We start from the raw sequence: 22,530 nt of genomic DNA, 5'->3' as shown, positions 1-22,530 counted from the left end.
GTGATAGCATTGAAGCCCGTGGTGGAAAATATAATTGCGGACAGGTCAGACGGCCAGAACAACCCCAACGGCACGACGAAGCACATCTTCGTGACCGGGGGAGTGGTCTCCTCGCTCGGTAAGGGATTGACGGCGGCCAGCCTGGGAAACCTACTCACTGCACGCGGCCTGCGAGTCGTCATGCAGAAGCTTGACCCGTATCTCAACGTCGACCCGGGAACGATGAATCCGTTCCAACACGGAGAGGTCTTCGTGACCGACGACGGTGCAGAGACCGACCTCGACATCGGGCACTACGAACGTTTTCTCGACATCAACCTCGGCCAATCGGCCAACGTGACAACCGGGCAGATCTACTCGCAGGTCATCGCCAAGGAACGCCGCGGCGAGTACCTCGGCGACACCGTGCAGGTCATTCCGCATATCACCGACGAGATCAAGCGCCGCATGCGCTTGCAGGCGATCGCGGAGATGCGCCCCGACGTGATCATCACCGAGGTCGGCGGCACCGTCGGTGATATCGAGTCGCAGCCGTTCCTCGAGGCGGCCCGCCAGGTGCGCCACGAACTTGGCCGCGGCAACGTCTTCTTCGTGCACGTCTCGCTTGTTCCGTTCCTCGGCGCGGCCGGCGAGCAGAAGACCAAGCCCACCCAGCACTCCGTCGCCACCCTGCGTTCCATCGGAATTCAGCCCGACGCCCTCGTGCTGCGCAGCGACCGGCCCGTCTCCGAGTCCAACAAGCGCAAGATCGCGCTCATGTGCGACGTTGACGAAGACGCCGTCGTCAACGCTGTCGATGTCGCATCGATCTACGAGATCCCCACCATGCTGCACGACCAGGGCCTCGACAAGTACATCGTCAACGCCCTCGGCCTCGAGGCCGACGTCGTCGACTGGACCGGCTGGGAGAACCTCCTCGAAGCTGTCCGTCACCCCAAGCACGCGGTCACGATTGGCCTGGTCGGCAAGTATATTGACCTGCCGGATGCCTACCTCTCGGTCACCGAGGCGCTGCGAGCCGGCGGATTCGCCAATCAGGCCAAGGTCAAAATAGTGTGGATCGGCTCCGACGATTGCGAAACCGACGAGGGAGCAGCCCGCCTGCTCGGCGAGCTCGACGGCATCTGCGTGCCCGGCGGCTTCGGAATCCGAGGCATCGAGGGCAAGCTCGGCGCCCTCAAATTCGCTCGCGAAAACGGAATTCCCGTGCTGGGCCTGTGCCTCGGCCTGCAGTGCATGGTCATCGAATACGCCCGCAACAAGGCCAACCTGCCCGGTGCCTCCTCGAGCGAGTTCGATCCGGAGACCGAATTTCCGGTCATCGCGACCATGGAAGAGCAGGTCGAGATCATTGCCGGCGGCGACCTCGGCGGTACCATGCGCCTCGGCCTCTACCCGGCCAGCCTCGCCGAAGGTTCCCTTGTCGCTGAACTGTACGGCGCCAACGAGGCTTCCGAGCGTCACCGCCACCGCTACGAGGTCAACAACGCGTTCCGCGACCAGATCGCCCTCGCCGGCCTCTGGTTCTCCGGAACCTCGCCCGACCGTCACCTGGTCGAGTACGTCGAACTCAAGCGCGACGAGCACCCGTTCTACGTCGGCACGCAGGCCCACCCGGAGTTGCGGTCACGACCGAACCACGCTCATCCGCTGTTTCGCGGTCTGATCAAAGCAGCGCTCGACCGCCAGCAGGCCAGCCGGTTGTTCGAGGTGAAAGAAGAACTCAGTGCCTGATGGCCTCCTGCAGGATGACGTACTGGCGGTCGAGTTGACCGCGAGCGACGTCGTTTACGACGGCGCCATCTGGGACGTGCGCCGCGACTCGTTCGCGTATAACGGCACGAACATCACCCGCGAGTACCTCGACCACCCCGGCGCGGTCGCTGTGCTCGCACTCGATGAACACGACCGGGTGCTGTTGATCAAGCAGTACCGGCACCCGACCGGCCTGCGTGGCTGGGAATTACCGGCCGGCCTGCTCGACGTGACCGGTGAGAATGCCGTTGTCGGTGCCCAGCGCGAGCTGGCCGAAGAAGCGGATGTTGTCGCCTCCGAGTGGGCGCTGCTCACCGAGTTCTATACCTCGCCCGGTGGCAGCAATGAGGCTATTAGGGTGTACCTCGCCCGGAGCGTCTCTGCGGTTGCTGCGTTCGACCGCACCGACGAGGAAGCCGATATCGAGTTGCGCTGGGTACCGCTCGACGAGTGCGTCGACGCCGTCATGGCGCGAAGAATCGCGAACCCGATTCTGATCGTCGGCGTTCTGTCCGCCCAGGTGGCCCGTTCACGCGGGTGGAGCACACTCGCGCCGGCGGACCTGCCGTGGCCGCGGCATTCGCTTAATCGAAACATCACGGCCTGAGAGCGCCTGGTCTGAAGATGGCGATCGCTACGGCGGTGGATTCCTATCTGCGGCACGTGGCGGTCGAACGCGGCCTCGCCGCGAACACCGTCGCCGCCTACCGTCGCGACCTCGGGCTGTACACGGCGTGGCTGGCGGCCGACCCGACCGCCGACCCGACCGCCGACCCGACCGCCGCCACGGCCGCCACGAGTGCCGCCGCCCCGCCGCGACCGATCGCCGACCTGCGGGCCGTCACCCGGCAGCACATCTCAGCGTTCGTTCAGCATCTCCGCCAGCGCCCGGAGTCGCCGCTGACAGCGGCGTCGGTCGCCCGAATACTTTCCACCGTGCGCGGATTCCACCGCTTTCTACTCGATGAGGGCCTGGTCGAAGCGGATGCCGCGCACGACACCAAACCTCCCAAGCTTGCCCTGCGCCTGCCCAAGGCGATCTCGATCGATCAGGTTACCGCCCTGCTTGCGGCGACCGACGGCGACGATGTGCAGCGCCTGCGCGACAAAGCCCTACTCGAACTGCTGTACGCGACCGGAGCGCGGGTGAGCGAGGTGGTCAATCTCAACGTCGACGACGTGCTCGTGGAGATGTTCGACTCGGTGCGCCTCACCGGCAAGGGTGATAAACAGCGCATCGTGCCGGTCGGCAGCTTTGCGCGCGCCGCCGTCTCGGACTATCTCGTGCGGGCCCGGCCGATCTTGTCGGTGCGCGGACGATCCACGCCGGCCCTGTTCCTCGGCCTGCGCGGCCAACGGGTCAGCCGGCAGAACGCCTGGCTGATCATTCGCGCCGCGGCCGAACGCGCCGGACTCACAGTGCCCGTGTCGCCGCACACCCTGCGGCACTCGTTTGCGACGCACCTGCTTTCCGGGGGCGCCGACGTGCGGGTGGTGCAGGAGCTCCTCGGCCATTCCTCGGTCGCCACCACCCAGATCTATACCCTGGTCACCGCAGACACCCTGCGCGACATGTACACACTGTCCCACCCCCGAGCCCGCTGATAGGTCCGCGCGAGCGGGTACATGGTTGCGTCAGCAGCCGTGAAGCAACAATTTTTCCGCTCTCGCGAGGGGGAGCGCGGCGATCCTTTCGGCGACCGGCCGTTCCACTCGCTACAATCGACCAAGTGATGGGTGCAGGACAAATCAAGGGCGGGCCAGTGACGCGTAAGTTGAGCGAGCGAATTTCGCTTCCCGGTTTCGACGACATACCGGTCGGTCCGACCGGACGCGAAAAACACGAGTTCGCCGAACCGGAGCCGCTCAAAAGCCACGGCCCCGCCCGCATCATCTCCCTCTGCAACCAGAAGGGTGGCGTCGGCAAGACCACAACGACCATCAACCTCGGTGCTGCCCTGGCCAGCTACGGCCGCCGGGTGCTCGCAATCGATTTCGATCCGCAGGGCGCCCTGTCGGCCGGCCTCGGGGTGCCCACGCACGACGTCACCACCATCTACGACCTGCTGCTCAACGGCAAGGTCGACCCGAAAGACGCGATTCAGCCGACCCTGGTCGAGGGACTCGACGTCATTCCGGCCAACATCGACCTCTCCGCCGCCGAGGTGCACCTGGTCAACGAGGTTGCCCGCGAGCAGATTCTGGCGCGCGTGCTGCGCAAGGTCTCGGGCGACTATGACGTCATCCTGATCGACTGCCAGCCCTCGCTCGGCATTCTCACCGTGAACGCGCTCACCGCCAGTCACGGCGTACTGATTCCGCTTGAGTGCGAATTCTTCGCCCTGCGCGGCGTTGCCCTGCTCATCGAAACCATCGACAAGGTGCGCGACCGCCTCAACCCGGCCATCGAACTCGACGGCATTCTCGCCACCATGTACGACTCCCGCACCCTGCACTCCCGCGAGGTGCTCGAGCGCGTCGTCGACGCGTTCGGACACAGTGTTCTCGAAACCGTCATCGGTCGCACCGTGAAATTTCCCGACGCGAGCGTGGCCGGGGTGCCGATCACCGACTTCGCGCCCGAGCACGCGGCCGCCAAGGCCTACCTACAGGTGGCCCGCGAACTGATCCACCGTGGCGCAGTCGCCTAGCGCGGCCGAGAAGCCCGCGTTTTCGGTCGCCCTCGGCAACTTCGAGGGCCCGTTCGACCTGCTGTTGAAACTGATCACCCGGCACGAACTCGACATCACCGAGATTTCGCTCAGCCAGGTCACCGACGAGTTCATCTCCTACCTGCGCGGCCTCGACGCCGCCGAAGAGCTCGACCAGGCCACCGAGTTTCTCGTCGTCGCTGCGACGCTCCTCGACCTCAAGGTGGCCGGACTGCTCCCGCAGGGCGAGCTCGTCGACGCCGAAGACGTGGCCCTGCTCGAAGCCCGCGACCTGCTGTTCGCCCGTCTGCTCCAGTACCGCGCCTTCAAAGAAGCCTCGACCTGGTTCAACAGTCAGCTCGACACCGAGACCCGCCGCCACGTGCGCTCGGTGCGCCTCGAAGAGAAGTACCGTCAGAAGACCCCTGAGCTGGTCTGGACGCTCTCACTCGCCGACTTCGCCGCCGTGGCCGCCGTCGCCCTCGCACCCCGCAAGCTGCCCGTTGTGGGCCTCGACCACCTGCACGCGCCGCTCGTCAGCATTCGCGAACAGGCCGCCTACGTTGTCGCCATGCTCGAGCCGGGGGAGCCGGTCTCGTTTCGCCAGCTGATCGCCGGTGCCAACCAGAAGGGCGTCATCATCGCCCGCTTTCTTGCCGTGCTCGAGCTGTACCGCCACGGTGCCGTCTCCTTCGACCAAATCGAGCCCCTCGGCGAGCTCACCCTACGCTGGAGCACCGACTCGTGGTCCGATCAAAACCTGGCGTCACTGGGGGCCGACTATGACAATTAAGGACCAGGCCACCGACACGCGGCCACGCACCCCGAAAACGGATGCCGCAGCCGGTGAAACACCGGCCCACACCCTCGACCGGCAGCTCGAAGCCGTGCTCATGGTCGCCGACGAACCGCAGGGCCTCGTGCACCTCGCAACCGCCGTGGGGCGGCCGATCACAGAGGTGTCGGCATCCGTTGCCCGGCTCGTGGCGGATTTCAACGGCATTGCCGCGCCCGACGGTTCCCGAACCATTCGCCGCGGTTTTGAGTTGCGCGAGGTGGCCGGCGGCTGGCGCATCTACGTGCGCGCCACGCACGACGAGCTCGTGACCGACTTTGTGCTCACGCAGAATCCCAGCCGGCTCAGCCAGGCGGCCCTCGAAACCCTTGCCGTGATCGCCTACAAACAGCCGATCAGTCGCGGCCAGGTCGCGAGCATTCGCGCCGTCAACGTCGACTCCGTCGTGCGTACCCTGCTCGGTCGCGGCCTCGTGACCGAGGCGTTCACCGACAGTGACACCGGCGCGATCAACTACGCCACCACAGACTTGCTGCTCACCCAGCTCGGAATCAACTCGCTCGACGAGTTACCCCACCTCTCGCCGTTGCTCGACGGCGGCACCGATGGATTCGAGGATCTACTGTGACCAATTACGACAATTTTCCCCCGGACGCCGCTCGCGACCCCAACTTCAATCCCGAGGCCGCGGCCGACGGCGTGCGCCTGCAGAAGGTGCTCGCCTCGGCCGGCGTCGCCAGCCGTCGTGTCTCCGAAGACCTCATCACCTCCGGGCGCGTGCGCGTGAACGGCAAAGTCGTCACCGAGCTCGGCCGCCGTGTGCACCCCGAAACCGACCAGGTCGCCGTCGACAACGTGGCCGTGCAGCTCGACACCACCCGCCGCTACCTCATGCTCAACAAGCCGGTCGGCGTCGTCTCCTCGATGCAGGACGAAAGCGGACGCCCCGACCTGCGCGAATTCACGGACCAGTTCGATGAACGCCTGTTCAACGTGGGCCGCCTCGACGCCCAGACCAGCGGCCTGCTCATCCTCACCAACGACGGTGACCTCGCGCACGTGCTCGCCCACCCCTCCTTCGGCGTCTCGAAGACCTATATCGCCAAGGTCGAGGGCCGAGTCTCGCCGCAGACCATTGGCCAGCTGCAGAGCGGCATCGAACTCGACGATGGCCCCATCCACGCCGACAAGGCGCGCGTCCTCACGAGCCCTCCCGGCGGCGGCTCCAGCATGGTCGAGCTCACCCTGCATTCCGGTCGCAACCGCATCGTACGACGGATGCTCGACGCCGTCGGTCATCCCGTGGTCGACCTCGTGCGTCGCCAGTTCGGACCGTTGAACCTCGGCACCCTGCAGCAGGGCGCCGTGCGTGAACTGACCCGCGAAGAACTGGGCCAGCTGCTCACCGTGTCCCGCCAGGCGCCGAGTGCGCGGCCCGACGCCAACTAACGTACCAGCGACACCGATCAATGACTGAGACCAGGGACTGAACCATGGCTGAAAGCCGCCTCGTCGGCCCGGTGCGTATCGTCGGCGTCGGCCTACTCGGAACCAGCGTGGGCCTCGGCCTGCGCCATCGCCAGATCGAGACGATCCTCGCTGACGCCTCACCGACCAACCTGCGCATCGCCATCGACTATGGCGCCGGCCGCGCCGCCCGGCCCGGCGACCTGCCGCAGCTCATCGTGGTGTGCGTGCCGCCCGACGTCACCGCCGAGATCGTTGCCAGAGAACTCGAGACCTACCCGGGCGCGATCGTGACGGATGTAGCGAGCGTCAAGCTCGCCCCGCTCGCCGAACTGCGGGAGCGTGGAGCCGATATCAGCCGCTACATTGGGTCGCACCCGCTCGCCGGTCGGGAGAAGGGCGGCCCGCTGTCCGGCCGCGCCGACCTGTTTATCGGCCGCCCGTGGGTGGTGGCCGCGCACGACGCAATCAGCTATCAGCAGGCCGGTGCGATCGATGATCTCATTCTCGACCTCGGCGCCATCCTGGTCGAGATGACCCCCGAGGAACATGATCTCGGCGTCGCGCTCGTCTCGCACGTGCCGCAGGTAATCTCCACCCTGATGGCCCTCCGCCTCACCGGGGCCGCGCATTCCTCGCTCAACCTCGCCGGTCAGGGCCTGCGCGACGTGACGCGCGTCGCGGCCAGCGACCCCGACCTGTGGGTGCAGATTCTTGGTGCCAATGCGGGCCCGGTGCGCGATGTGCTGCTGGCCTTCCGCGACGACCTCGACCGGTTCATCGACGCCCTCGAAGACCCGGCTGCGCCCGGAGCGCAGCGTAAGGTCGCCGAAGAACTCGCCGGCGGCAACGCCGGGGTGGCCCGCCTGCCCGGCAAACACGGGCAGGACCGCCGGTTCGCCTCGATGGTCGTCATGGTCAACGACGAGCCAGGCCAAATCGCGGCGCTACTCAATGACATCGGCGCGCTCGGCGTTAACCTCGAGGACTTACGCTTGGAACACTCGCCGGGCGCCCAGATCGGCCTCGCCGAAATCTCTGTACTGCCCGAGGCCGTCACGCGCCTCACCGAAGAGCTGGCCGCCCGCGGCTGGCGGATTGCTGGTTAGCCGCATGGCACGTCACTCTCTCCCCACCCTTGTCGCCATCGATGGGCCGGCCGGCAGCGGCAAGTCGAGCGTGAGCCGTGCGGCCGCACGCCGCCTCGGCTTCGCCTACCTTGACACCGGCGCCGCCTACCGTGCGCTGGCCTGGTTGGTGCTTGACCGCAGCACCGATACGACCGAAGCGGATGCCGTCACCGCGCTCCTGAAAGACTTCGACTATTCGATCGGTACCGATCCAGACGAATACTTCGTCACTGTGGGAGAGACCGACGTGACCGACGCCATCCGCTCGCCGGAGGTCAGCGCTGCGGTCAGCGCTGTGGCTCGTGTTCCCGCGGTGCGGGGCGCACTCACCGAGCTGTTTCGCAGCCTCGCCGCGAACGTGGATCGACCGGGCGTCGTGGTCGAAGGGCGCGACATTACCACCATCGTCGCCCCCGAGGCCGAGGTGCGCATTCTACTCACGGCATCGGAGGAGGCTAGAATGGCCAGACGCTCTGCGGAAATAACGACCCAATCGGCTGAAACCGTGGCAGAACAGCTGCGATCGCGTGATCGCGCTGACTCACAGGTTGTCGATTTCATGAGCGCTGCAGACGGTGTGATAACCGTCGACTCCACCCATCTCGACTTCGAGCAGACCGTTGAAGCGGTCATCGACGTCATACACACACGCACGAAGCGGGCTTTGAATGAGTAACGAATACGACGACACGAGCACAGCGCTCGACACCGAGCTGGCGGAACGACTCGCCAACCTCGATGAGGAACTTGCCACCCGGCGTTCCGCCGCCCTGCGCACGGACCTCGACAATTACGACCTGGACGAGGAAGACCTCGACGTGCTTCAGGCCGTCACGAACGACCCCGACGCCATCCAGTACCTGCCGGCCGTTCCGGTTATAGCGATCGTCGGTCGTCCCAACGTGGGTAAGTCGGCGCTGGTCAACCGTATCCTCGGCCGCCGCGAGGCCGTCGTGGAGGACACCCCCGGTGTCACGCGGGACCGCGTGGCCTACAAGGGGGAATGGCACGAGCGCAAGTTCAGCCTGGTCGACACCGGCGGCTGGGAGCCCGACGCCAAGGGCATCGACGCGTCCGTCGCCGCCCAGGCCGAGATCGCCATCGACCTGTCCGACCTCGTCATGTTCGTCGTTGACTCCAACGTGGGCCCAACCTCAACCGACGAGGCCGTCGTGCGCATGCTGCGCAAGAGCGGCAAGCCCGTCTTCCTGATCGCCAATAAGGTTGACGACGTGCGCCAGGAGCCCGAAGCGGCCAGCCTGTGGTCGCTCGGCCTCGGTCAGCCATGGCCGGTCTCCGCCCTGCACGGTCGTGGTGTTGCCGACCTGCTCGACGCGATTCTGCTCGTACTGCCCGAAATCTCCAATGTTGCCAAGCAGGAGGTCGGCGGCCCGCGCCGCGTAGCCATCCTCGGCCGCCCGAACGTCGGCAAGTCCAGCCTGCTCAATAAAGTCGTGGGGGAGGAGCGCGTTGTTGTCAATGAGCTCGCCGGCACGACCCGCGACCCGGTTGACGAGCAGGTTGAACTCGGCGGCAAGGTGTGGCGTTTCGTCGACACCGCCGGTATTCGCCGCAGAGTGCACCTGTCCCAGGGTGCCGACTTCTACGCTTCGCTGCGCACCAGCGCTGCCCTCGAAAAGGCCGAGGTCGCCGTTGTGCTGCTCGACGTGACCGAGGTCATCAGTGAGCAGGACATCCGTGTTATCGACCTCGTGATCGAATCGGGCCGTGCGCTCGTGCTCGCGTTCAACAAGTGGGACCAGATCGACGACGACCGTCGCCGCTACCTGGAACGTGAGATCGAGCAGGACCTCGCCCACGTGGCCTGGGCCCCGCGCGTGAACATCTCGGCCAAAACCGGTCGCCACATGGAGAAGCTGGTTCCGGCCCTCGAACTCGCGCTCGAGTCGTGGGACACCCGCATCGCCACCGGCAAGTTCAACGCCTTCCTGGCCGAGCTCGCCGCGGCCCACCCGCACCCCGTGCGCAGTGGCAAGCAGCCGCGCATTCTGTTCGGCACCCAGGCCTCAAGCCGCCCACCGACGTTCGTGGTGTTCACCACCGGCTTCCTCGACCCGGGCTACCGTCGTTACATCCAACGCCGCCTGCGTGAGATCTACGGCTTCGAGGGAAGCCCGATCAACCTCAGCATGCGCGTGCGGGAGAAGCGTAAGCGCTAAATCCCAGACTCGAAGCGGTCGGCCCTGTTAACGCAGGTCCGGCCGCTTTTTTGAAACAGCGCGCCCGCCGGGTACTGCGCAAAAGTGTCGACTCGATTTGTGTGCCCACCATTAGTGAGTAATGCTTCTTGGGTACACTGTGGCTCCCTACAGCCGATCACCTGCACGCTCCGAACTTGTGCATAACAGGGAATATACGTAACTAACTTATGGCTTTTAGACACACCCCAACACCAACGAACAACCAAAATTCAACTCGTACCCCGCAGACTGTCGCCGATGGCACCCCGCACGCGGGTCCACGACTAGCTATTCTTTCGGCACTCGCGGTATCCGTCATCGCCCTCTCCGGCCTCGCCGCAGCTCCGGCCAGTGCCGACACCACGGCTTTCGACAAGACCAGCGCCTCCATCGATATTCCGGCCGGGGGAAGCGTGTCCACTCAACTGGACACGCTGCCGTCAGAACTGAAATCCGTTGATATAAAGTTTTCCACCTCTGGGGTCAAGAGCCGCAGCAAGGTCAAAATTGCCGTCGGCCCGGAGAACGCATCAGCGTATTCCTTCACCGCACCATCGGGCACCAGCGCTACGAAAACCATCACGGTTCCCGTGAACTCGAACACGGACGGTAAGGTCACCGCCTCCAGTAGCGGCGCTGACGTCACCCTAAACCTCGCGGTTACGGGTTTTGAGCGTTCCGCAACGAGTCCGGCACCCGCGCCCGCTCCGGCACCCGCGCCTGCTCCGGCGCCCGCGCCTGCTCCGGCGCCCGCTCCGGCGCCTGCTCCGGCACCCGCGCCCGCTCCGGAAACGAGTGGTGTGCCCGGTGACTCCAACACTGGTGTCCCGGCCGGAACAGCGCTCACCGTGCACGAGGGCGACATCAACGTCACCGAGGCCGGTACCGTGCTCGACGGCCTCGACATCCATGGCCTGGTCAAGATCAGCGCCCCCGACGTCACGATCAAGAATTCCATCATTCGCGGTGGAACCATGAACGGCCCCGGAGCGCTCATCAACAACCTGGGTGGATTCAGCAACCTTGTCGTCACCGACACCGAGCTGTCCCCGACCACCGCGTCGCCCGATGCCAATGGCATCTACGGCTACAACTTCACCGCCACTCGCCTGAACATCAACAACGTGATCGATGGCATCCACATCACCGGCAGCGACGTGCGTATTCAGGACTCCTGGATCCACGACCACATGCATTACAGCAATGACCCGAACCAGGGCGGATCACCCAGCCACGACGATGGCATTCAGATCCAGGCCGGAAACAACGTGTCCGTGACCGGTAGTCGGCTCACCGATTCGCACAGTGCCGCTGTACAGATCACCCAGGACCGTGGAAAGGTCTCTGACTTCACATTCACCGGCAACTTCGCCAATGGTGGAGCCTGCACCGTGAACATCGCTGAAAAGTCCTACGGCCCGATCGCAGGGGCGACGATCACCGACAATACCTTCGGCCATGATTCTCGTCTGGCGGACTGCGCTGTGATTGCTCCGACCACAACGAAGATTGACTTTGCAAACAACCACTACGATCCCGATGGAGCCCTCGTCAGCGTCAAGCAGGGTTAGTCCTTCGCCCTGACCGTGGACAACGTCGTGCTTCTCGTGTTCGCTGAGGACGCCCGATGTTGAACCCGCTTCCACCTGCGTGATGCGTAAAAGCGAAATTCGCTAACCGAATGCGGTCGGCCCTGTTCATCAGGTCCGACCGCATTTTTATGCCCAGGGCCAGCGTATTTTTCACCCTTATTCGGGTAGGTGACGTGAGAAAGCATGTGTTCGGGTGTGCCATTACTCATTGCTGGCGTCGTCATCACGGACAACACGTGAGGTACCGACACCCGCCTGGCCAACCGCGGCGTCATCGCGTCGACCACGACCACGATTACGATTTCGATTTCGATTACGATTGACCATGTTTGCACCTATTTCACTGATGGCAGCGCCGTCGCAATCCATACAGGCTGAACCGCAGGATCTGGTGCCTCGGATAGTGGCGGTGTATACCTAGGTCATCGGTAAAAGGAGAGTCATGATCACGACGAGTGTCCGCCCCGCGACCGGCGTGCGCCTGGCCTCTGATTCGGCTGACTTCGCGCGGCTCGGCCTCAACCCGCTTCGGGCGGAGGTGTTCGAAGACGGCCTGCGCACCGACCCGAACCGTCGTGGGTCGTATGAGTGGTGGTATTTCGACGCAAATCTCGATAACGGTGCCAAGCTCGTCGTCGGTTTCTACACGAAGAACCCGGCAACGCCCAACACCCGGCTGGCTCCGTTCGTGACCATCAACCTCGACCTGCCCGACGGGAGGTCGTTCGAGAAAACGTTCGCAGCCGACGCCACGCAGTTCAGCGCTTCCGCCGAGGGCTGCGACGTGCGCATCGGTGAGAACCGTTTCAGCGGTGACCTGCAGACCTACCGGGTGGCGGCATCCATTGAAAACGTCACGGTGACCGTGACGCTCGCCGGCACGGTACCGGCCTGGCGGCCCGCGACCGGGTACGAAATGTTTGCCCGCAACGGGGTCGAGAAAACGTTCGCCTGGTTTGTGGCGGTGCCGAACGGGCGTGTCGAAGCGGAATATTCGGTCGACGGGCAGGTCGAAAGAGCCACGGGCATCGGCTATCACGACCACAACTGGGGCGATGCTCCCATGCGCGAACTCATGCACAACTGGTACTGGGGCCGCGCGCAGGTCGGGCCGTACAGTCTGATCGCCGCTCACATCACCGCCGAAAAGGCCTACGGGTATGAGCCGCTGACGATCCTGCACCTCGCCCGTGACGGCGTTGTGGTTGCCGACGACGGCACCAAGGTGGCCGTCAGCACGGATCGCATCGGCATCGACGTTTCCACCGGCAAACCGGTAGCGGATGCCCTCACCTACGACTACCGCGCCGGCCCGGACCGCTTCACCATCACCTTCGAGCGGGAGCAGACGCTGCTGCGCACCCGGTTCATCGACGTCGTTCCGCCGGCCGCGAAGGTGCTCGCGCGCCTGATGAGGTTCGACGCCGCCTACCTGCGCTTCGCCGGAACCCTCGTCTTGCGCCGCTACCTCGACGACGTGCTGGTCGAGGAACACACCGAAACCAAGGCCCTCTGGGAACTGATGTACCTGGGTAGGACGCGCGCTCTCGAGTCATGATTCGTGGCCGTCGCCGCGAAGCCACAGCCCATTACTCGAAACCAGCATGCTCGGCTCGCCGTTCCCATACCCGATCACGCCGGCTGCGGTCCTGCGCCGAAAATACCCGGAGTATCGTCAACGGGTGCTTCCGAACCGGCGATTCGCGTGAGTAGGGTGGGCGTCGCGGAGCCTGCGCCCGGACTAATCAGCAGTTCGACTGGGGGGCCGGGCCGGGCCGGACAGGGCGGGCAGCTGTATGAAATGGGGCGCACACTGTTGACAACGCTCCGCCCGCCCGCCCGCCGCGCGCCTTGGCGGGGCTTTTCCGCGGGGCTGTACGTCAGGCTTTGTCGTATCCGGGGGCGGGTTGCTACATTGAGCCAATGAAGAACTTTGACACCGTTGTCATCGGTGCGGGCGTCTCTGGACTCACCGCCGCACGGCTGCTGGCGCAGGCCGGGCAGCGTGTCGTTGTACTCGAGGCGCGCGATCGCATCGGCGGCCGCACCTGGACCGAGCGCTCTGACGGCTTCATCAGCGACCGTGGCGCCTCGTGGATTCACGGCGTCGATGACAACCCGCTGGCCGATGTGGTGGGCTACTTCGGTTTGCGCACGGTCGAGTTCACTGTCGGCAGCTACCAGCCAGACGGGCGCCCCATCGCGTATTACGGGCCAACCGGCGAGCGCCTGAGCGATGAGGCCATCCACGGGTTCGCCGACGACGTTCGCGACTTCGGCAAGCACCTGTCGGTCACAATCGACGCCTCCGCACTGGGGAGTTCGTACCAGGAAGCCATCGATTCGACCCGTGCCAGGCTGCACTGGGATGCTGACCGCGCCGAGCGCGTGCGGGAGTTCTTGCTGCACCGCTCCGAAGAGCAGTACGGAGTGTGGGCCGGGGACGTTGATGCGCACGGCCTCGATGACGACACTGTGGCGGGTGAGGAGGTCGTCTTCCCCGACGGCTTCGACCAGCTCGCGGCGAACCTGGCCAAGGGGCTCGACGTCAGGCTTGAGCACGTGGTCACGCGCGTCGAGTGGTCGGACAACGGAGCCACCGTCAGGTCCACCCGGGGTGAGTTCACCACGGCCCAGGTCGTCGTCACCGTTCCGATCGGCGTTCTGAAGTCCGGTGGCCTTGTCTTTGATCCCGCTCTGCCCGAATGGCTCGCCAGCGCCATCGCCGGTTTCGAGATGAACAACTTCGAGAAGGTGTTTCTGCGCTTCCCGACCAGGTTCTGGGACGACGATGTCTACGCGATTCGCCAGCAGGGCACGGCCGGCGAGTGGTGGCACTCCTGGTACGACCTGACGGACCTGCACGGGGTACCGACGCTTCTCACCTTCGCGGCGGGGCCGAGCGCCATTCAGACGCGAGAGTGGGACGACGACCGGATTGCCGCGTCGGTGCTGGAAGCCCTGCGCGGTCTCTACGGGGAGCGGGTTGAGCGTCCTGAGCACGTGCTGATCACCCGCTGGCAGGACGATCCCTACTCCGGCGGGTCGTACGCGTACATGAAGCCCGGATCGACCCCCGCGGACCACGACCGGTTGGCCACTCCGGTCGATGGTGTGCTGCACCTCGCGGGCGAGGCGACCTGGACGGAAGATCCCGCAACGGTGACGGCGGCGCTGCGCTCTGGCCACCGTGCGGCCCAGAACATCCTGGGTCGTGAGCTGACATTTGACGGGCTGTCGCATCCGCTCTGATTCGGTTCCTACCGCGGCTGTGCCCCTGAGAACCCTCCCGCGGATTGGCTGGTTCATCCGAATCCGATCCGGGCAGTGAGATGCACTCTCGAGCGCTTCGTGACGGTGGGTGTCCTGCCACTCGTTGCCGTCGCGACCGAAGGGTGCCAGCAATCGTCGGCGGTCTCTGTGTGCAGCAACGCCGAAATGGATGCCTAGGCTGTAGGCATGGCTACAGTTATTCTTGTGCGGCATGGTCGCACCACCGCGAATGCCGATGGCATCCTCGCCGGACGCATGGCTGGGGTGCGGCTCGACCAGATCGGGGTTGACCAGGCGACCCGTGCCGGTGAGCGCCTGGCCGTGGTACCGCTGGTCGGCGTGGTCTCGAGCCCCCTCGAGCGCTGCCGGCAGACCTCGCAACTCATCCTCGATCACCAAGCCGGCTCCCCGGTGACGCCGATCGAGGAGGGCATCACGGAGTGCGACTACGGTGACTGGCAGGGCCGAGCCCTCAACGATCTTGCCATGCACGACCTGTGGCCGGTGGTGCAGAACCAGCCGTCAGCAGTCGTTTTTCCCGGCGGCGAGTCGATGGCGGCAATGCAAGCCAGATCGGTCGCCGCAATTCGGCGGTTCGACGCGGCGTTCGAAGCGCAGCACGGACCCGGAGCCGTCTGGGTGGCAGTGAGTCACGGTGACATCATCAAGTCAATCCTGGCCGACGCGCTCGGCATGCACCTCGACCTGTTCCAGCGCATCAATGTGGGCCCCGCGTCGATCTCGATCGTGCATTACGGCACCAACCGCCCGAGCGTGCACGCCACCAACACCGATTCCGCCGATCTCTCCTGGCTCGCTGCGAGCATCCGCTCGGAGGACGCCCCGGTCGGTGGTGGGGCCGGGCATCAGTCGACGCACAAATCGCGCGCGTAAAATAGTCGTATGCCTACAATCGTGCATGAGTTCGCCTGGCCGGATCGCGTCGTCGTGGGCACCGTCGGTCTGCCGGGGGCGCGCACGTTCTACCTGCAGGCGCGCACCGGAGCCCAGATCGTGAGTGTCGCCCTCGAGAAACAACAATCGGCTCTCCTCGCCGAGAAGATCGACGAGATCCTCGACCAACTGAGCAACTTTGAGGGTAACCCGTTCAGCATCCCGACCACCACTCCCGTTGAACTCGTCGACAACGATCCACTCGAGCAGCCCGTTGAAGAGGAGTTCCGAACCAGCGGCATGAGCCTGGCCTGGGACCCTTCCACCGTGCAGGTCGTGATTGAGGCGTACCGGTTTGAGCAGAGCGATGACGAGGCGTTTGAAGCGGATTCCGAGGAGCCAGCAGAAGTGTTATTGGTACGGATGCCCGTCGGCACCGCTCGGGCATTCGCGAAGCGAACCCGCGAGGTCGTGGGGGCGGGCCGGCCCATGTGCCTGCTCTGCGGAAACCCCATCGACGCAAGCGGGCACGACTGCACGAAACCCGCCGACTGATGATCGCCCCGGCCGACCTGGACGACGGCACGATTGAGCTCACGGGGCGAATCAGAATAGCCTCCAATGCGACGTTCCTGGCGAAGATCGGGGGCGTACAGGTGGTCTACAAGCCGATAGCCGGCGAGCAACCGCTGTGGGATTTTCCCGATGGAAATCTCGCCAGCCGCGAGGCCGCGGCGTACTTGGTGTCTGAATCATTCGGCTGGAACGTCGTGCCGCTCACGTGGCTGCGCGACGGCCCGATGGGCCGGGGGATGGTGCAGTTGTGGCAGGACGCCGACCCAGCACAGGACGCCGTTGACCTGGTCTCAGCGCATGCCGTTCCCGAAGCCGGATGGCGCCACGTGCTTGAGGGTACGGATGAGAAGGGTCGTCCGGTCACGCTGATCCACGAGGATTCGCCGGCGTTGCGCCGGATGGCCGTGTTCGACGTGGTCGTGAACAACGCCGATCGCAAGGGCGACCATATTCTTGCGATGGCCAACGGACACCGTCACGGAGTCGATCACGGCGTCACTTTTCACGCCGAGCACAAACTTCGAACCGTACTGTGGGGTTGGCTGGGCGACGATCTCACCGCGGATGAGCTCGCTGGGATCGACCGCGTCAGCGAGCACCTGGCCGGTGAGCTCGGCGAGACCCTCACAGAGCTGCTCAGCGACGAAGAAATTGCTGCTCTCGCCGCACGTTGCGCCCGATTGCGGTCCGACGCCCGGTTTCCGGCCCCACACGGCGAGATGCCGGCCGTTCCTTGGCCGCTGTTCTAGGGCACTGGTGGATGCGCACGATCGCCGGCTCCGGCGAGCACGTTGCGCATGACGTGCGGGGTCTGTGCTTTGAGCCCCTCGAGCAAAACGCCGGTGTTGTCGGTTCCGTTCTGCCCACCGACAAAGAGCATCGGCCCCGAGGGCACAATCTTGCCCGGCGAGAGGGCTGGGCTGCGATACGACTGGGGCGGGTCGACCGACGTCGGTTGGGTAGTCCTTGTGGCCTCCCTCCGGGCCCCAATCTGCCCCGAGCCTCCGACACTCGACTACCCGTGGTCTAAGCGGGTCAGGCGGGCACGCGTGCGGGGAGCAGGCTGCCCAGGAACCGGGCGATCGCGCGGGCGGCGGGCAACTCGGCGGCGGCCTCGACGTCGGGGTTGTAGTTGGTGTTCGTGTTCACGTCGTAGGTCACGCGGCGGCCGTCAGCGGTCTCGATGAACTCGACGCCGGCGATCTCGATGCCCTGCTCGGCGAGGAACGCCTCATACCGGGCAATCAGCGGGTCGCCGTCGAAGCCCTCCCGCAGAGAGAACGGGGCCGCCGGGGCGTCGCCGGGAGTGTCGCCGGGAGCGTCGCCGGGAGTGTCGCCGGGTGCGACGAGGCAGGCATCCGCTGGGCACAGCTCGAAGCTGCCCGCTGAGATGTCGACCCGCACGGCGTAGACATAGCGACCGCCAACGAATTCAACCCGAGTAATGAATGGGCGCTCGGCGACGAGGTACTCCTGCAGCAGGGTGATGCCGTCGACGGGCTCTTCGAACTCTGGCGAGGCGAGATACGCGTCGAACGCGTCGTAGGAGTCGAACCGGCGCACGCCGAGACCCTTACCGCCTTGGTTGTGCTTGGTAATGAACGGCAGGGCGAACTCGCGCGAGCGTTCGCGCAGGCCGTCGCGGCCGAACACCGCCACGGTCGTGGGCACATCGAATCCCGCCGTGCGGAGGGCGCGGTGCTGCTGAACCTTGCTGACCTCGAAGTTGATCGTGTCGCCGCCGTTGACGATGCGCTGGCCCGACTGCTCGAGCCAGCAGAGGTAGGCCCGGGTGAAGTCCTTGGAGTGCGTGTTGCCGCGGGTGTGCGCCGAAGCGCTCATGCGCGACCAGTAGACGCCCGGCGCCGGCTCGGTGTCGAGGTCAATCGAGCCTTTCGTCAGCAGGATCTCTTCTGCGTCAACACCCTCGGCCAGGAACGCAGCGGTGAACGGCGGCAACCAGTCGGGGTTCTCATGAATGATGTATACGCGCGGCGTCAGGGTCATGTCTCCAGCGTACGTGCGCGGACTGTTTGCCGGGCCGCAGACCGTCATTCGGTTCAACGGCGCGTAGCGCACACCACGTGCACGAACCCAGAGCTGTTCTGCCACCAGAATAATGAGCCCAAAAGCAGCGGATGCCGTGCCGCCAACGATCTCGGCACGATAACGTCAGCGCCCGGCGTGCCAGAACCGTCGTTTGGGCGCGCCCAGCGGGCTGCCGAAACGCTGGCCCGACTGCCTTCCGTTACCCGCTGAACGCCCGTAGACCAGATACATGGTCAGGCTCATGATCAGCATCAAGAGCACGGTGTAGACGAAGGTGATCGACATCGAATCGAGGTTGTTCTCTCCCTCGGTGCTCGCCTTGATGGCGATGCCCAGCGGCTCGTACAGTGGGTGGTACAAGAAGACGGCCGCGTCGTAGTCGTCGAGCAGGCTATTGAAGTTCAGCGCGGTCACCGCAGCAGCAGCGGGAAGAACCAGAGGAACCAGCACGCGCCGAAAGGTGAAGAGAGACTTTGCTCCCAAAATGCGCGCGGCATCCTCCAACGAGTCAGGGATCGAGGCGAAACCGGCCTTCAGAAGCCTCAGCGTGAACGGCACTTTGACAATGATGTAGGCGATCAGTAGGAGCAGAGCCGTTCCCGTGAGCACCTGCCCGCCCACGACCGGCGCCGGGCGATCGAACGTCATGACCAAAGCCAGGGCGATCAGAATTGTTGGCAGAATCCACGGAATATGCAACAGGTACTCGAGCAGTGACGTGAACGGGTTTCGATACTTCTGCAGAATCCGGGCCGCGAACAGCAGGCCTCCCACAACAATGACCGAGGCCAGAGCGCTGTACACGACGCTCACCAGAAACGGGCGCAGCACAGCGGGGGTGCCCAGAACGGTCGCGTAGTTCTGCAATGTGAACGAATCCCACGTGATGGTGCCGGTGACTATGCTCGCTGACTCAACGAAGGAGAACACAATGATGAGGAGTACGGGCGTCGAATAGACGATGAAGAGCAGCCAGGCTGCGACGTTCACCCCGACTCTGCCCCATCGGCTCTGGATGCGCTGCTTCTGCAGCGGCGTCGCGACTTTCGCCACTGAAAAGTACACGCCAGACTTCTCGAGCCGGTTCATGGTGGCGAGAATGATGATGGTCGCCAGCCCGAGAATGATTGCGAGCAGGGCCGCAAGATCCTGGGAGCTTGAGCTGCGCGAAAAGCTCAAAATCATCGGTGCAATCGTTTGAAACTGAGTGCCGCCGAGCACGAGCGGTGCGGTCAGTGCGCCCAACCCGGTGAGAAAGGTCAGGACCGTGACCGCGAAGATCATCGGACGAAGCGCCGGCAGCACAATGCGCCAGAGAATCTTCCACGTCGAGGCCCCCATGATTCGGGCCGCCTCAATGGTCTGATAGTCGAGCTTGGCCAACGCCGACGAGAGAAAGAGCATGTGGTTGGTCGTCGTGGCGAAGGTCATCACGATGACGACGGCGAAGAATCCTGAAAACCAGTTCGGATCAACGTCGGGAAACCAGTTGCGAACGGCGCTGGTGATGAAGCCATAGCGACCGTAGATGAAGTTGTACCCGGCAGCGAGCACGATTCCACCGTAGATGAGCGTTGTCGCATAGCCCAGCCACAGCACCCGGGACCCAGGCACCTGAAAATACTTGGTCACCAGAACGATGAAGATACCGACGACATTGACGGTGATCGACAGGGTGAAGGCCAGAAGAAAGCTGTGCCACAGGCTGCGCATGGCTCGCTCAGAACTGAGCAGCTTCTCGACCGAGCGCCCGCTGAACTGGCCGTTGGGAAAGAAGGTGGACATCAGCAGGTTCACATTGGGAAACACCAGAAAGGCGGTGATGAACCACAGTGTTGCCAGGGAGACGACGATGACGAGCGGTGAGCGGAACATGGTCCGCAGCGAAGTGCGCATAAGCTGCTCCGTTTCAGTACTGCAGGATCGACGACGGGTCGATGTGCACCGTGACCGATGATCCCTCGGGCAGGGGAGCGGCACCATCCTCGATCACCATCGCCCGGATCGTGCTTTCACCGGAACGGAGCGTGTAAGTGCTGTAGGCACCGTGGTAGGCGCGTTCCTGCACCGACCCGCGCAGGCTCGCCGAATTCGACGAGGGCCTGAGCGAGACCTTCTCCAACCTGACGTAGCTGGTCTTGTTCGGGTCGAGATCTGTTGCGCCGCCGCCAACGAGTTCACGCACGGTGTGGGCCGCGAGCCGGTTGATCGCACCGATGAACGTGCACACAAACTCGGTGCGGGAGCGATCGTAAATGTCTGCTGGCGTGCCGATCTGCTCAATGACGCCCCGATTGAACACGGCGATGCGATCGCTCATGGTGAGTGCTTCTTCTTGATCGTGGGTCACATATACCGTGGTGATGCCGAGGTCGCGCTGCAGGTCTTTCAGCTGCTCGCGCAGTTGAACCCTGAGTTTGGCATCGAGGTTCGAGAGCGGTTCGTCGAGCAGCAGGATGCGCGGCTTGAGAACCAGCGCACGGGCAATGGCCACGCGTTGTTGCTGCCCACCGGAGAGTTCAGACACGTTCTTGTCGAGTTGGTCGGTCGACAGCTGCACTTGGCCGGCAATTTCGGTGACCAGCCGTTTCGTATCCGCTTTGCTCATCTTTTGAACGGTCAGGCCGAAGGCGATATTCTGCCCGACAGTCATACTTGGAAACAAGGCGTAGTTCTGAAACACCATGCCGATGCGGCGTTTCTCGCTCGGCACCCGCGTCGAGGCCGTGCCGTCGATATAGATTTCGCCGCCAGTGGGCTCAATGAAGCCGGCGAGGGTTCTCAGCGCTGTCGTCTTGCCGCAGCCGGATGGCCCGAGCAGGGTGAAGAACTCGCCCTCGGCCACATGGAGCGAGAGCTCGGGGATGGCCTTGTGGTCGCCGAACGTCACTTCTATTTTGTCGTATTTGATCATTGGGGCTCCTCGGGGAATCACCCCGCGTTCGATGCTCGGTATCGAAAAGGCGTATGCGGGTGTACCCGCAGACGCCTGCGCCGACTCGTTAGGGAAGGTACTCGAGTTCGGTCTTCTCGACCCATTCGCCGATGTGCTCACGCACGGCGGCATAGTCGATGTCTTGCCGGGGGAGAGATTCGATCAGCTCGACGACCGCCGGAAGGGCCGCTGCCCGAGCGCCCTCATTCACGGGGTAGGCAGCGAATTGCTGCGCGAACTGTCCCTGCACGTCGGCACTTCCGAACCAGTCGATGAATTTTTGACTCTGCGTCGGGCGCTTTCCGCCGGCAACGAGCGCGATCTGTTCGGTCACATAGGCATAGCCATCAGACTGGGGCACGATGCCCGTCGCTGTGCCATATTCAGCATCGCGACTCGTGATGCCGCTGCTCGGGAGCACACCATAATCCACTTCGCCGCGAGCAATTCGTGCGTAGAGGTCGGTGCCTTCAACGGCGGGGGAGCCGTTCGCGTAGTAGTCGGCAACTTCTTTCCAACCTGTGTCGGAGACACCAAGGTCGCCACTCCGGCTTGCATAGTTGGCGACGATTCCCGAGAGGACGAGTTGCGGTGTCGCCTGCCCCAGGCTCGGGTTGACCTCGTAACGGCCGGAGTATTTGGCCTCGCTGTGCAGCTGCGCAACATCGTTGGGCACAGCGGATGCTGCCACCTTATTTGTGTCGTACACGGTCACGATGGCCTGCTCCACGAGCGGCCAGAATGCGCCGTCCATGGGGTCGCCGGCGTTGGCATCGACCTCGCTCGCCCAGGACGGCTTGTAGGCAGTGATGGTCTCTTCAGCCTTGAGGGTCTCGAAGAACATGTTGTTGAGGCCGAAAACAACGTCACCGACCGGGTTGTTCTTCTCCGCGACAATGCGATTGGCGAGATCGGCTCCGCCGAGTCCCACTATCTCGATGGCAAAACCCGCTTCAGCGGCTTTCTCTGTGATCCATTCACCACGGCCATCTGAGTTGGAGTTCGTGTACACGATCAGTGTGCCGGGGGCTTCTTTCGACGAGGTCGCCTCGGGGGCGCTGCATCCGCTCAAGGCGAGAGCGCCGAGGACAACCGCTGATATCGCTACTGATCTCGAGTTACGTGTACGCACTGTGACCTCTCTTCGCGACGAGGTGGCGTCGGAAGGCCACCGATCGTCGGGCATAAAAACATTCCATATCGAACATATT

At 64.2% G+C, this 22,530-nt stretch carries 21 protein-coding genes; 16 read left to right on the top strand and 5 right to left on the bottom strand.

Annotated elements, in window-relative coordinates:
• Positions 1-21 precede the first annotated feature (21 nt).
• The 16 genes from LH475_RS03440 to LH475_RS03365 all read left to right on the top strand — a co-directional run bounded on the left by LH475_RS03440 (position 22) and on the right by LH475_RS03365 (position 17,084).
• Positions 22-1,734: a CTP synthase gene (locus LH475_RS03440; protein WP_297412875.1), complete on the top strand. Its 1,713-nt coding sequence runs from the start codon at positions 22-24 to the stop codon at positions 1,732-1,734.
• Positions 1,727-2,362, top strand: coding sequence for an NUDIX hydrolase (locus tag LH475_RS03435; RefSeq protein WP_196845270.1), 636 nt, complete (start codon positions 1,727-1,729; stop codon positions 2,360-2,362). The genes LH475_RS03440 and LH475_RS03435 overlap by 8 nt, the downstream gene beginning before the upstream one ends.
• Before the next feature lie 17 nt (positions 2,363-2,379).
• Positions 2,380-3,360 (top strand): site-specific tyrosine recombinase XerD, encoded by a 981-nt coding sequence (locus tag LH475_RS03430; RefSeq protein ID WP_196845271.1) that lies wholly within the window; start codon positions 2,380-2,382, stop codon positions 3,358-3,360.
• 158 nt (positions 3,361-3,518) lie between these two features.
• Positions 3,519-4,406, top strand: coding sequence for a ParA family protein (locus LH475_RS03425; protein WP_297412874.1), 888 nt, complete (start codon positions 3,519-3,521; stop codon positions 4,404-4,406).
• On the top strand, positions 4,390-5,199 hold the full coding sequence (locus tag LH475_RS03420; RefSeq protein ID WP_297412873.1) for a ScpA family protein: 810 nt from the start codon (positions 4,390-4,392) through the stop codon (positions 5,197-5,199). Before LH475_RS03425 ends, LH475_RS03420 begins: the two co-directional genes overlap by 17 nt.
• Positions 5,189-5,830 carry an SMC-Scp complex subunit ScpB gene (locus LH475_RS03415; protein WP_196845274.1) on the top strand — a complete coding sequence of 214 codons (642 nt, stop codon included), beginning with the start codon at positions 5,189-5,191 and terminating at the stop codon, positions 5,828-5,830. The genes LH475_RS03420 and LH475_RS03415 overlap by 11 nt, the downstream gene beginning before the upstream one ends.
• 71 nt (positions 5,831-5,901) lie before the next feature.
• Positions 5,902-6,651: a pseudouridine synthase gene (locus LH475_RS03410; RefSeq protein WP_297412878.1), complete on the top strand. Its 750-nt coding sequence runs from the start codon at positions 5,902-5,904 to the stop codon at positions 6,649-6,651.
• 44 nt (positions 6,652-6,695) lie between these two features.
• On the top strand, positions 6,696-7,778 hold the full coding sequence (locus tag LH475_RS03405) for a prephenate dehydrogenase (protein WP_196845276.1): 1,083 nt from the start codon (positions 6,696-6,698) through the stop codon (positions 7,776-7,778).
• Positions 7,779-7,782: 4 nt separating this feature from the next.
• Positions 7,783-8,475 carry a (d)CMP kinase gene (gene cmk, locus LH475_RS03400; protein ID WP_196845277.1) on the top strand — a complete coding sequence of 231 codons (693 nt, stop codon included), beginning with the start codon at positions 7,783-7,785 and terminating at the stop codon, positions 8,473-8,475.
• Positions 8,468-9,979: a ribosome biogenesis GTPase Der gene (gene der / locus LH475_RS03395; protein ID WP_297412872.1), complete on the top strand. Its 1,512-nt coding sequence runs from the start codon at positions 8,468-8,470 to the stop codon at positions 9,977-9,979. The genes cmk and der overlap by 8 nt, the downstream gene beginning before the upstream one ends.
• Before the next feature lie 209 nt (positions 9,980-10,188).
• Entirely contained in the window at positions 10,189-11,571 is a 1,383-nt protein-coding gene (locus LH475_RS03390) for a hypothetical protein (protein WP_196845279.1), read from the top strand.
• Between the two features lie 463 nt (positions 11,572-12,034).
• The gene (locus LH475_RS03385; protein ID WP_297412871.1) at positions 12,035-13,150 is read left to right on the top strand and encodes a lipocalin-like domain-containing protein; all 1,116 of its coding nucleotides are present in this window, start codon (positions 12,035-12,037) and stop codon (positions 13,148-13,150) included.
• 365 nt (positions 13,151-13,515) lie between these two features.
• Entirely contained in the window at positions 13,516-14,844 is a 1,329-nt protein-coding gene (locus LH475_RS03380; RefSeq protein WP_196845281.1) for an NAD(P)/FAD-dependent oxidoreductase, read from the top strand.
• 207 nt (positions 14,845-15,051) lie between these two features.
• A complete protein-coding gene (locus LH475_RS03375; protein ID WP_196845282.1) occupies positions 15,052-15,759 on the top strand; it encodes a histidine phosphatase family protein in 708 nt (235 codons plus the stop codon).
• A gap of 9 nt (positions 15,760-15,768) precedes the next feature.
• Complete coding sequence (locus LH475_RS03370) at positions 15,769-16,314, top strand: DUF3090 domain-containing protein (RefSeq protein ID WP_196845283.1); 546 nt, start codon at positions 15,769-15,771, stop codon at positions 16,312-16,314.
• Complete coding sequence (locus tag LH475_RS03365) at positions 16,314-17,084, top strand: SCO1664 family protein (protein WP_196845284.1); 771 nt, start codon at positions 16,314-16,316, stop codon at positions 17,082-17,084. Before LH475_RS03370 ends, LH475_RS03365 begins: the two co-directional genes overlap by 1 nt.
• Here LH475_RS03365 and LH475_RS03360 read toward each other — a convergent pair.
• From LH475_RS03360 to LH475_RS03340, 5 genes are all read right to left on the bottom strand, one after another.
• Complete coding sequence (locus LH475_RS03360; RefSeq protein WP_297412870.1) at positions 17,081-17,215, bottom strand: hypothetical protein; 135 nt, start codon at positions 17,213-17,215, stop codon at positions 17,081-17,083. The genes LH475_RS03365 and LH475_RS03360 overlap by 4 nt on opposite strands.
• A 155-nt stretch (positions 17,216-17,370) precedes the next feature.
• Positions 17,371-18,342, bottom strand: coding sequence for an alpha-L-glutamate ligase (locus LH475_RS03355; protein ID WP_297412869.1), 972 nt, complete (start codon positions 18,340-18,342; stop codon positions 17,371-17,373).
• Positions 18,343-18,507: 165 nt separating this feature from the next.
• Positions 18,508-20,280 (bottom strand): iron ABC transporter permease, encoded by a 1,773-nt coding sequence (locus tag LH475_RS03350; protein WP_297412868.1) that lies wholly within the window; start codon positions 20,278-20,280, stop codon positions 18,508-18,510.
• A 13-nt stretch (positions 20,281-20,293) separates the two neighbouring features.
• On the bottom strand, positions 20,294-21,298 hold the full coding sequence (locus LH475_RS03345) for an ABC transporter ATP-binding protein (RefSeq protein WP_196845287.1): 1,005 nt from the start codon (positions 21,296-21,298) through the stop codon (positions 20,294-20,296).
• An 88-nt stretch (positions 21,299-21,386) separates the two neighbouring features.
• A complete protein-coding gene (locus tag LH475_RS03340) occupies positions 21,387-22,391 on the bottom strand; it encodes an extracellular solute-binding protein (protein WP_297412867.1) in 1,005 nt (334 codons plus the stop codon).
• Positions 22,392-22,530 lie beyond the last annotated feature (139 nt).

Source organism: Cryobacterium sp. (assembly GCF_026786305.1).
Classification (GTDB): domain Bacteria; phylum Actinomycetota; class Actinomycetes; order Actinomycetales; family Microbacteriaceae; genus Cryobacterium.
Note: the sequence above shows the minus strand (reverse complement) of the source record. Positions and strands in the feature narration are given on the sequence as shown.